The 13,385-nt window shown below is 34.9% G+C and carries 5 protein-coding genes; 4 read left to right on the top strand and 1 reads right to left on the bottom strand.

Translation table 11 applies throughout. From position 1 onward, the window contains the following. Window positions 1-51: 51 nt before the first annotated feature. The 4 genes from QZN33_RS06365 to QZN33_RS06380 all read left to right on the top strand — a co-directional run bounded on the left by QZN33_RS06365 (window position 52) and on the right by QZN33_RS06380 (window position 4,556). Window positions 52-912 carry a hypothetical protein gene (locus QZN33_RS06365; protein WP_296790118.1) on the top strand — a complete coding sequence of 287 codons (861 nt, stop codon included), beginning with the start codon at window positions 52-54 and terminating at the stop codon, window positions 910-912. Between the two features lie 69 nt (window positions 913-981). After that, window positions 982-1,779 (top strand): tetratricopeptide repeat protein, encoded by a 798-nt coding sequence (locus QZN33_RS06370; protein ID WP_296790119.1) that lies wholly within the window; start codon window positions 982-984, stop codon window positions 1,777-1,779. A gap of 378 nt (window positions 1,780-2,157) precedes the next feature. Beyond that, the gene (locus QZN33_RS06375) at window positions 2,158-2,730 is read left to right on the top strand and encodes a helix-turn-helix domain-containing protein (protein ID WP_296790120.1); all 573 of its coding nucleotides are present in this window, start codon (window positions 2,158-2,160) and stop codon (window positions 2,728-2,730) included. A 161-nt stretch (window positions 2,731-2,891) separates the two neighbouring features. Beyond that, a complete protein-coding gene (locus tag QZN33_RS06380; RefSeq protein WP_296790121.1) occupies window positions 2,892-4,556 on the top strand; it encodes an AMP-binding protein in 1,665 nt (554 codons plus the stop codon). 11 nt (window positions 4,557-4,567) lie between these two features. On the opposite strand, the gene QZN33_RS06385 is transcribed toward QZN33_RS06380, so the two are convergent. Next, on the bottom strand, window positions 4,568-13,381 hold the full coding sequence (locus QZN33_RS06385) for an amino acid adenylation domain-containing protein (RefSeq protein WP_342764140.1): 8,814 nt from the start codon (window positions 13,379-13,381) through the stop codon (window positions 4,568-4,570). Between the last annotated feature and the right edge of the window lie 4 nt (window positions 13,382-13,385).

Genomic DNA, 13,385 nt, shown 5'->3' on the forward strand with positions numbered 1-13,385 from the left:
AAAACTATTTATACTAATAAATTCTAAAATATTATTAAGAGGATTTTATTTATGGCGACTCAACATGTTACATTGATGATTACCAGTACATTTTATGATATGTTCGGTGAATATTACTACTTCTTAAAGGAGGTTTTCCCATATCTTAAAGAATACTGTGCCAAGCACGACATTATTCTTTACTATAGGGACGTTGCATTTTCTCTTCTAAACGACTACACCGACAAAAGCATTATTCTAGATGACTTCAGGTCAATTGATTTTGACAGGACATTTTTCATCTGTTTTAGAGGACATAAGCTCGGATGGAAACCTGACTATAAAAATGTCAACGGACTTACCATAGATGAATATCCTGAACTTGTAAAATTTGTAGGAAACGTATCAATTACTGAGCTTTCAATCATGCATGCTCTGATTCCATTCGATAAATTTGAAGATAATGAATTTCAGGATTTAAAACCTGTCAAACACTCTATGTTTTATTTCAGAGATTCTGCATTTCTTGATGATTTATCCAAAACCCAGAAGATGTTTTACACCAACATGGGTGACGATGACAATAGGGAGGTTTATGATATGGAAATCGCTAAGGCCAAGGATTTGGTTCATGAAGTCAAAAGACAGCATGACAAGCAGGACAAATCAGACATCAAGATAAGATATTATGAAGGATCATGGAACAGGGCTCTTGACGGTCATGAAATCTTTCTCAAATATGCTGAAGAGTACTCCCGTATCACAGGCATGAATCTGGAATGCTTTATCAAAACCCATGAAAAGAACATGTGCTATGACTATAACGGATGTCTGGATAATTTCGAATATGAAGGCGAACCTTTAAAGGAAATCATTATAAGCGACATTATTGACGGGCTAAAGGCAGAGTTTCCGGAAAATTTTAAGGATTAGACTATTTTTAAAAAAATTTATATACTTTTTTGCCAATACTTTAAACAATCATTTCGCAGAGGTGATATGATGAAAAAAGATTGGGAAGATATTAAAGTTTCAAGAAGAACAGGTGATAAGGTTCATTTCGAATCCACATTTCTTCAGAATATATCAGACAGCATAGACTATCTAAAGCAGGAAGCTGATATAATACTTCAGGATTTGGATTCCAGTGAACTTAAACAGCAGTTTGACGATATTGATTTGGAGGAATTCAGTGAAGATGCTGTAAATCAAATCGATGATGTTGTCTGTGACCTGTCAGAATTTAAGGATGAAGTTGTAAATTCCCGTGAGGATCTTGAATTTTTAAAGGATTCATCCAGAAATGCCAAAGTTGCACTGAACAGGGACGCTGATTATGTAAGAAGAGCCAGAAGGAAATTCAAACGTCTGGATTCTATAGACAATCCTGATTATGCTGAAAAAACAAACTTAAGAATAATCGGATTATGCAATAAGGCTATTGAGGTAAATGATTTGAATCCTGAAGCATATCTCATTAAGGGAAAAGCGCTGATTAACATTGAAAAGTATGATGAAGCTATTGAAGAGTTTGTAAACAGCCTTGCACTGGAAGAAAATCTTGATGCTAAAGTGGCAATAGGTGATGCAAACAGACTTAATGAAGACTATGAAGATGCAATAGATATATATGACAGCGTCTTAAATGTTGACGGCCAGTCATTTGATGCATTGAGAGGAAAAGCATTAACCTATTACGATATGGAAAAATTCAAAGATGCAGGTGAATTTTTCAAAAAGGCAGATTCCATATATGCTTTGGATGAAAAAGATAAGCAGCTATGGGATAACTGCAACTGATTTTTAATAGTATAAGGCTGGAAGTCCAACCTTATACGCCAATTTTTTAGATTCATTCACAACTAATTTCAATTCTGCATGATTTTTGTAAAGATTTGAGGATTAATCTCTACACTAATAGATTGTATATGCTTTTATATATGTTTTTTGTATTAAATAAGCTCAATTATTTTGAATTAAGACAATTTAGATATTTTAAATCAATATTGAAAAAGCATTGCAAATTCTGAATAAACCACTAATTTTTTAATTCTTTTTCAAATCAAATCTAAATAAAGTTTAAAAAATTTTCATTTAAAAGTAACTTTTATATATCTTTTTAAATATAGTTATAAATACTTAAATAATTTAAGTAACAATCCAAAATGAGTGAAAAATATGACAAACGAAGATTTTGCACAAAAGATTAAAGACATAAGAGCAAGACAAGACATGACAATCGAAGAGCTATCCGAGAGAAGCGGTGTAAAACTTGAAGTTCTCCAGGCTATGGAAAACGGTGAAGTAATTCCTTCACTTACTCCATTAACCAAAATGGCAAGAGCTTTAGGAGTCCGTCTCGGAACATTTCTCGATGACACACCTGAACTCGGACCTGTTGTAACCCGAGGAGGTAAAACCGAAAATTCACTTTACTTTTCAGGACGTGAAGACGTTACAAATGCAACCAATCTTGAATTCCACTCCTTAGGAGCAGGTAAAATAGACAGAAACATAGATCCTTTCATCATTGACATTGATTTTGAAGAAGGGGATAAGGAACTTTCATCCCACGAAGGCGAAGAGTTCATCTATGTACTTGAAGGAGAAATTGAATTAATCTATGGAAAAGACACATTCACAATAGGCAAAGGAGACACAATCTTTTACGACTCAGTAGTGCCACACCACCTTCACGCAAGCGGAAACGACAAGGCTAAAATCTTAGCGGTACTCTACACTCCATACTAAAACAATTAACGAGAGGCTTGATGATATGTTTAAATTAGAATTAAAATACGACCTAGTTGGAAAAATGCATTTATTTACTCATGAGTTGGGATTGTTGCTGTTGCGTTTAAACATATTGGGCCAAAATCTACAAACAACAAACATTAACGGAGGAGTATAAAATGAGTGAACTATTTACAGAACTGCCACTGGGAAAATTTTTCGAAACAATGGTTGAAAAACAGCCGGACCATGAATTTATCGTATATCCGGACAGAAACTTAAGATTTACATACAAGGAATTTGATGAAAGAATAGACAATCTGGCAAAAGGAATGCTGGCTATCGGAATTAAAAAAGGAGACCACGTTGGAATTTGGGCTAAAAACGTTCCTGAATGGTTGACCTATATGTTTGCAACTGCAAAAATAGGTGCAACAATCGTTACAGTAAACACAGCATACCAGTCACACGAACTTGAATATGTGCTGAAACAGTCTGATATGAAAGCTCTGGCTATGACAGACGGATTCAGGGATACAAGCTATTTTGATATAATTAACGAACTTGTACCTGAACTTAAAAGCTGCGCAAGAGGTCATTTAATTGCTGAGAAATTCCCTCATCTCAAATTCATTTTCCATGTCGGACAGGAAAAACACCGTGGAATGTACAATACAAATGAGCTTATCTTACTCGGTATGAACTATGACGATGACGAATACCAGAAAGTAAAGGATGCAGTAACTCAGCATGACGTAATCAACATGCAGTATACTTCCGGTACAGAAGGATTCCCTAAAGGCGTAATGCTTACAAGCCGTAACATCGTAAACGACGGTTATTACATTGGAGAAAACATGAACTACACAGAAAAGGACAGGTTATTACTGCAGGTGCCTCTTTTCCACTGTTTCGGTACAGTTTTAGGAGTAATGGCAGTAATCACTCACGGTTCAACCATGGTTGTTTTAGAGGAATATGATCCTCTTTTAGCTATCTCTTCAATCCAGAAGGAAAAATGTACTTCAATCTACGGTGTTCCTACAATGTTTATCGGAATGATGAACCATCCTATGTTTGACATGTTTGACATGAGCTCACTGAGAACAGGAATCATGGCAGGTTCCACATGCCCTGTTGAAACCATGAAGGATGCAATCGAAAAGATGAACATGAAAGAGATTACCAGTGTATACGGCCTTACAGAAGCTGCTCCTGGTTTTACACAGACCAATGCTGCAGATTCATTCGAGAAAAAAATCAATACTGTCGGACGCAAGTTCCCGAATATTGAAGTCAAGATTGTAGATCCTGAAACCGGTGAGGAACTGGGTCCGGGCGAAACCGGTGAGATAATGTGCAGGGGTTTCAACGTAATGAAAGGATACTACAACATGCCTGAAAAGACTGCTGAGACAATCGAGCCTGACGGATGGCTTCACTCAGGAGACCTTGCAACAGTTGACGAAGAAGGATACTATTCCATTGTAGGACGTATCAAGGACATGATCATCAGAGGAGGAGAAAACATCTATCCTCGTGAAATCGAAGAGTTCCTCTTTACTCACGATTGTGTTCAGGACGTTCAGGTTGCAGGAATTCCTGATGAAAAATATGGGGAAATCGTCGGTGCATTCATCATTAAGGAAGATGGCTTTGACGACGTTACAGAAGCGGACATCCGTGATTTCTGTATAGGTTCCATTGCAAGATATAAAGTTCCTAAATACGTGTTCTTTGTAGATGAGTTCCCTCTTACTACAAGCGGTAAAATCCAAAAGTACAAGCTTGGAGATTTAGGTCTGGAACTTCTTGAAAAACGTCGTGAAAATGGAGAGTTATAGCTCTTCATCTTTTAACTTTTTTTTAGTTTACTTAAATCAGATGACATATCTGCATTGATAATATCCGATAAAATTGACATGTAAATATTTTTGAAATCGTTAATCATTTTATCAGAATATTTTTTTGAATTTATAATAAGTAATTTATAATCGTCACCGTTCTGGGTAACCTGAACAAATAAATCTGCTAGAAAATCATTATAAGAGCCGAAAACATAATCCATAATTTCTGAAGAGCTGATTTCTTCTATATCTTCGATTTCCTCAGATATCCAGTTAGGTAAAAACTGAAACATGATTTTAATCTGGATATCATATTTCTGATAAAGCATTAAAAGCGGATAATAGCTGTATTTCATTGATCCGTAAATGATATCTGAAACATTTTCCATAAATGAGCCTACGCTTTGGTCACTGCAGTCAACTAACAACGGCATTACATTGGATGTCATATCAATGAAATTTTCACTAAACCTGTCACGTCCGTTTTCAACCATAATGAATGAAACTTTATAGTTTTCAACGACTTTCGATAGGGCATATGAAAAAACGCTGGTGAATAATATATTTTCACTGACTTCAGCATTATTTAAAAATGATTTTAATGCATTTTTATCAAATTCCATATCATATTCGGATATTGCATATCCTTTTGAGGAATTGTCTTGCGGTAAATGTCCTGCTTTGCCAACATCTCCAAGCATTGATTCGTAAAACTCTTTTGCTTCATCAAATTTCTCAGTTTTTCTTATTTGATGTGTAAAAGCAGACACTCTTAAAAATGTATCATCCAAATCAACGCTGCCTCCATCAAGAAGAGTCCAGAAATTGTTTTTAAATACATTTTGGGATGTAGCATCGAATATAATATGATGAATCATGTAAAATAAATAATATGAATCATCAGATTCCATAATCATGAATTTTGACAAACTTGAATCAAAATTCAAACTCTCAGATAGGAAATCTATCAGAATATCTCTATCAAAGTTTGAGTGAATTGAAATTGGAGGTTTAGGTCCTTTTATTAAATATGGGTATTCTCCTTTAAAAAATCTTATTGAAATTTTAAGCATATTGTAAAGGCCGTCCAGATTCCTCAATCCGAAAGATTTGATAAGCTTTGTGATTTCATTAATTCCTACTTTTTTAGCTATTCTAAGCAGATCTTCTAAAGCCTGGCGAGTACTTACGCTGTTTTTTTTATCTACTTCATATTCATCGCTTAAAATCATGCTTAAAATAGGATGAGCATATAATAATCTGTCCAATGCGTCAACTATATCCTCAAGAGAATAGCTTTTCGCAATCTTTATGTAATTTGAAATCTGGTAAGCATCAACTTTATTAAATAAGGTCACGTCTGCAAATACGTTAATTTGAGATGCATTCAAAGGACATCCGCTTTCCAAAGAGTAGATATCCAAATCAAAAGAAATATCATCCATATTTTTGGCAATTGCTTCGGGAGTGCGTAATTTTAAAATATCTGCTGTAACGACGTCATTTGATTCAATATATTGTATTAATTTAACAGCAGTAAGGGAATCTCCTCCCAATTGGATAAAATCATCATATATGCTGATTTTATCAAAATCAAATACTTTTTCAAAAGCCCTGACTATTTCTTTTTCTTTTTTGTTTCTTGGGCCAACGTAATCCTTACGTAAACTGTCCAAATCAACTTCCGGCAGTCTGCGCTTATCAACTTTCCCATTAACATTTAATGGAATAGATTCTAATCTCACAACATAAGATGGAATCATATACTCCGGTTTAAGTTCATTCACATAATCACAAATGATATCCCTAATATTACCACAAAACTCTTGATTGGATAAAACGACATATGCCACTAATTCTTTATTCCCATCATTATTAACAGTTTGAACAGTGACATCAGATATAATATCCATGTTTCTTATTACTGATTCCACTTCCAATAATTCAACACGATTCCCCCTAATTTTAACCTGACTATCACGACGACCAACAATACCATAAGTTCCATCAGGCAGAACCCTTGCAACATCCCCTGTGCAATATAATTCACAATATTCAGAATTACTTTCAAAAGGATTATTCATAAATGATTTAACAGTTTCTTCATCCCTATTCAAGTAACCCTTAGCAAGTTGACTTCCAGATAAATATAACTCCCCTACTGCACCTATAGGCACTCGCCTAAATTCACTATCCAAAACGTATGCTTTTGTATTAGCATGCACATGCCCCACACTACTTGAATCAATTTTATCAATTGTTGTAGCACTAATTACATATACACAAGCCTCAGTAGGCCCATATGCATCAACAATACGATAATGTCTAAATACATCAATGTCACCTAATTTTTCACCACCTGCAACTAGCACCTTAAGCGAAGTTTCCTCAATTTGATTTATAAACAATTTGGCTATTTGTGTAGTGATATATGTATGAGTAACACCATATTCTATGAAATGATTATTTAATTCCCTTATATTTAATCTTACATCCTCAGGAATAACATCTAAACAAGCTCCCGAATAAATTACTGAAAACATTGCTGCCATTGCTACATCAAAACCAATAGATGCAAATAAACCATAAACATCATCTGATAAAATTTCTAAATCATGAACATGAAAATCAATGAAATTAATTATAGATTTTCTAGTGATTTTTACTCCTTTAGGGAGGCCAGTGCTACCGCTAGTGTATAAAATACAAGCTAAATCACCATAATTATTATTTAAGCTATTTAACTGTTTAATTTCACCATTAACAATATCAGAAATATTCAAAATTAAACAATTCTCAGCCAAATTTAGAGCCCGATTATAAGTCCCATCACTAACAATAATAACTTTGGATTTTGTATCATTTATCATGAACTCTATGCGCTCATCAGGCAACTTATCATCCAGAGGGACATAAACACCACCCATTGACAGAATACCTAAAATAGAGAACATATATAGTTCACTACGTTCAACCATGAATGAAACGCAGTCATTTGAAGTTACTCCTAACTCAATTAACCTCTCAGCCAGCTTATATGCAATAAATGCACTTTCAGCGTAAGTATATGAAACATCCTTGAATGAAACAAGAGTTTTGTCAGGATACTTTGCCAGATTATCATTAAATGCATCCAAAACGTCACTGTATTCTAAATTATGTTCTGTTAGATTATAACTGTCCAAAATATTTAAATCAGATTCGGATGTGTAATTGATATCGGATAAATTATCTTTATCCAAAATCTGAATCAGAATTTCTTTAAATGAATTTAAAAATCTGGTAACTGTATCATCAGAGTATTTATCACAGGACTGAACAGATACCACATAACCGTCAGCCAGATCATTGACAATGCATAAGAAATCAGAAACCAGGCCGATATCTGAATCTTTAATGACCAGTTCATCTCCAATGTCTATATCATTTAAATCCGCATTATATTCAAATGAAACATTTTTATTCAGATTAAATTCATGAGCAAGTAAACGGAACGGATAAACACTGTATTTCATAGCATCCAGTATCAACCCGGAAACATAAGAGAGATATTCGCCGACAGACCTGCTTTTACAGTCAATAATTACTGGAATTGTGCGAACATACATGCCCAGTGCATCCTGAGTGTAATCTTTATGGCGGCCATGCTCAGTAAAAGTATAATAAACCTTTTCACTGCCGGTAAAACGGGAGTAGGTGTAGGCAAATACTGCATTAAATAAATTGCTTACAGTAATACCGTATTCACGGCAAAATGCTTCCACGTTATCACGAATGTCTCTTATAGGAAGCTGGATATGATTATTGCTTCCGTCAACATCATTCATTAATTCACTTACATCATCTGCATCACAAAGATTGCCCCTATAAAATTCATGAGCTTCATCGTAACTGAAATCAAATTTAAAATCAAAGGAATCACGGCTTGCATGAACAAAGCCTAAATCCACTTCATCATCCAATTCACCATTTAAAGCTAATGTCAATTCTTTATTGATAATTGTGCGGCTTGTAGCATCACAGATAATATGATGCATATCATAAAATACGAATCTGGAATCATTATCTTCAATAATATAAAAACGGGCCAGAGATTCATTTAAATCAAATGACTTAATCAGTTCTGAATAATCGCCGGATTTCACTACATCTACTGAAGGATAACTGTCACAATACAGTAATGGAACTTCCCCATCAACAACACGGCTCAATAAAACAGGATGTTTATCAGTTAACTTATGGATGGCGTTTTTAATTTCATCAATAGAATGCTTTCCACATTCCAATATTCCCGCAGCAGAATACGCTGTGCCTATTTCATTAACTTTTTCATCTAAATAAATACCTAGCTGAGGTTCAGACAAGGCACAAACAATGGCATCTGATTCATAAGTACCGATAAACCTTAATTCATATTTAATATTGTCAACAAATTCCTCAAATTTGTCTGATAGATATGTGCCGTCAGCATAATCTCCGCCAACTGTGTAAGAATCACCGTCACGGGAAACATTTAGGCTAATGCCATAAGAATCAGAGTCCAAATCAACTGTCTGTAATTCATCAGAGGAATCTTCTGTTTTATTTACTGATACAAATAACTCATTTTCATATGAAAACTCTGTGCTTAAGAAATTGAATGTAACCGGACAGTGTTTATATTCCAGTTCTTCAGTAGTGTAAATTAAAGATCCGTAATTCAAACCTAAATGCTTAACATCATTTAATGCATTTTTTATGCTGTAAACATCACTCATTAATGAAATGGTGTCATATTCATTATTTACATCAACAAGAACAGGGAACTGACTGGTAAACCAGCCGACGGTTCCGCCAACCTCTGCCAGACTTTCATCACGACCATATGACTCACGGTTAAATATAATGTCTTCTCTGTAGGTCTTTTTATAAGCTCTGGATATAGCTAAAGCCAGATATTCCTCTTCTTTCAGCATCAGCTGGTTGTCAATATTAAATAAAGCATCAGCATTGAAATAAAATCCTTTGGATTTGCCTTTAATGAGTGTGTCATCCAGTAATCCGTTAATTTTAGCCCAGTGCTGTTTTTCATCTTCAGAAATATCTTCAATTAAATCTTTAACATTTTCAACCCAGTTTTTATAAGGATATGGTCTTAAAAGATTGATTTCACCATCTTTTTTAATTTGATTATAGATATAGGTCAAATCATCAATTAATATGCTCCAGCTAACGCCGTCAACAATCAGATGATGAATAACAATAACAATATAATCTTCACTATCACAGTGAACCAGAGAGAATTTAATCAGCTGATTTTCAATGTCAAGGGACATTTCAGATTCTTTAATGATTTTTTCAATACCTTTATCCAAACTGGCTGTTGAATATTCCTTAATTTGACAGACACTTGTATTTAAAGGCAGAATCTCCTGCACAACACTGTCATTTCTGTATTTATATGTTGCTCTTAACATGTCATGAATATTTGTTAATTCATCAAAAGCCCTTTGTAAAATTTTCAAATCCAGTGCAGTCTTGGATTTAAGAATGAATTTCTGTGAAAAATCATTGGTGTTAAGCTGATCAAAGAAATATGATTGAACAGGTAATAAATCAACTTCTCCCTCAGTTGCTGCGTAAGATTTTTTAGTTATTTTTTCCACATTTTTTGCAATAATGTATGGAGTTTTATAATTCAGTATATCTGTAGCACGACAAGAAATACTTTCTTTTTCAAGCAATGTAATAAGACGAATTGCCGTAATAGAATCTCCACCTAAACGGACAAAGTCATCATTTAATCCAATGCCTTTTTGATTAAACACTACCTCAAATGCATTGACAATTTTCTTTTCGATTTCTGTTGATGGAGGAACATACTCCTCACCCAGTGAAGAAACATCCACTTCAGGCAGTGCACGGCGGTCAACCTTGCCGTTAATATTCAAAGGAATGCTGTCCAGTTTAATGACAAATGAAGGAACTATATAATCCGGTTTATGTGTGGAGACATAATCACATATTGAATCTTTCAGATTGTCTGTTTTATCAGATACGACATAAGCTACAAGCTCATTGTTATCTCCGTTTTTAATGGTGTGAACGGTAACGTCTTCAATATAGTCTATTTCACGGATTGCTGCTTCAACTTCTGATAATTCAACACGGTTTCCTCTGATTTTTACCTGGCTGTCACGACGTCCTACAATGCCTATGGAAGCGTCTGGCAGTAATCTGACCATATCTCCGGTGCGGTACAGCAGAGGATAGTCATCAAAAGGATTTTCAGTGAATGCTTTTTGTGTTTCATATTCACGGTTCAGGTAACCGTCAGCAATCTGGTAGCCTGAAATGCACAGCTCACCGACAGCACCGAATGGTACGCGCCTGTTTTCCCCGTCCAATACGTAAGCTTTGGTATTGTAATTCAAATGCCCTACAGAAGACGGATTTATCTTATTTCTGTTATTGATGGAAGACATGAATGCAAATGCTTCTGTTGGACCGTATGCATCAATCAGCTCATAATTGTCAGGATTTTCAACTTCACCCAGTTTTTCACCGGCAACAAGCAGAACATCCAAGGAAATATCACTGACGCTTTCCATAAAGAGCTTAGCTATCTGGGTTGTTAAGAATGCGTGAGTAACGCCATGTGTGGTGAAATAATTGTTCATTTCCACCATATTCAGCCTGATGTCTTCAGGAATCACGCTGAGACAAGATCCGCTGTAGAGAACCGCAGCAATAATGAAATTGGATACGTCAAAACCAATTGCTGAGAACAGTGCGAAAACATCATTGTTATTCAGACCATAATTATCGCTATAATACTGGCTGACATTGACAATTGATTTTCGGGTGATTTTAACTCCTTTAGGAACTCCTGTTGTTCCGCTGGTATATAAAATACAGGTCAAATCATTATACTTCACAGGCAAACTTGTCAATGTTTTAATTTCACCTTTAACAATGTCTGAAATATTTAAAAGTACAGTATTTGTATTTATCAGCTTTTCAGCACGTCTGTAAGTAGAATCGCTTACAAGAACGGCTTTAATTTCACAATCATCCAGCATGAACTGTATGCTCTCGTCAGGAAGAGCATCATCTAAAGGAACATAAACAGCACCCATTGACATTATACCTAAAACAGCAAATGGGTATAATTCACTGCGCGGAAGTAAAAATCCGATACAATCTGTTGAATCAACACTTAATGCTTTCAGTTTTTCTGCAATTTCACAAGCTATAAATGCTCCTTCGCCATAAGAATAAGAAACATCCCCATAAGATACAAGATTATTGCGAGAATTTTTAACCAGATTGTGATTGAAAGCATCCAGGACATTTCCATATTCCAGATCATGCTCGGTCTGATTTAAGCTGTCCAGCAGTTCAGCATCCTCTTTTGTAATATAACTGATTTCGCTTAATTTTTGAGCATTTAAAATGCCGTGTAAAATTAACTTGTAAGTTTTAATGAAACGTCCAATAAACTCACCGGAATACCTGTGAGAATATGAAACGCTTAAAATATAATTATCCTCTTTTTGAATAATTTCAACAATCAAATCAGCTATCAAATCATCAAATTTATTTAATAAGTCATTTTTCTCATTGTCAAATTCATCAGAATTACCAGTATCCCTAATCCAGTCAGGAATAAACTGGAATAAAATATCTGAATTAATATCAAATTTATTTGCAAGCAATCTGAACGGATAATAATTGTATCTCATTACATCATAAACCCTGTGTGAGACATGTTCCATAAATGAGCGGATATCCTGATTTTTACACTCAACAAGCAGAGGTAGGGTATTTACAAACATTCCAATGGAGTCATAATTTGAAAATCTGTCACGGCCGTTTTCAACAATGTTGAATAGAACTTTACTGTCTCCGGCAAATCTGGATAAAGTATAGGCAAAAGCACTGCTGAATAAAATGTTTTCACTGACATTATACTTATCTAAAAATGAATTAAATGACTTATAATCCGTATCTAAATTCATTGCGCAATAACCCGGTCCATCAGACCGTACGCTATCCGGCAGCACACCTGCACTGTCACTATCAGCCAGCATGGAGTTAAAAAACTCCTCGGCCTCTGCAAATTCATCGGATTTTTGAATCTGCTGAGTGAACGCAGACACTTTTAAAAATGATTTATCGGCGTCAACAGTTTTTCCGTCAAGAATAGACTGCAGGTCTTTTTTAAATATTGCCTCAGATAACGCATCAAAGATAATGTGGTGGAAAACAGCAAATAATTTAAATCCTGAGTCATTTTCAACAACTAAAAACCTGCACAGGCAATCATGCAAATCGAAAGGTTTCAATAAGAATTTGTTAATATGCTCATCACTGACATCAGATTCAACAGTAATGGCTGGTTTTGATCCTTTAACTAAGTAAGGAATGTCAAATTCATCACTGACGCACATTCCTAAAACAGGATGAGCATCCATCATTTCATTTAAAGCGTTAATTACAGCATCGGCGGTATAATCACCGGCGATATCCATAACAAGAGGAATCATGTAAGAGTCAGACTTGTCATTTGCTACAATATCCAGATATACATTCAGCTGAGATTCGTTTAAAGGACATCCTGAATCTAGTGAATAAATGTCCAAATCCAGAGAAACATCATTGATATTATTGGCTATTGCATGTGGGGTGCGCAAACTTAAAATATCTGCAGCAGAAATGTTATAATCCTTAAGTAAACTCACAAGGCGGATTGCAGTTAATGAATCACCGCCTAATTTTATAAAGTCATCGTATATTCCTATATTTTCCTGACCGAACACTTTTTCAAATGCTTCTGCAATGACC

The sequence above is a fragment of the uncultured Methanobrevibacter sp. genome (assembly GCF_900314615.1).
Taxonomy (GTDB): domain Archaea; phylum Methanobacteriota; class Methanobacteria; order Methanobacteriales; family Methanobacteriaceae; genus Methanocatella.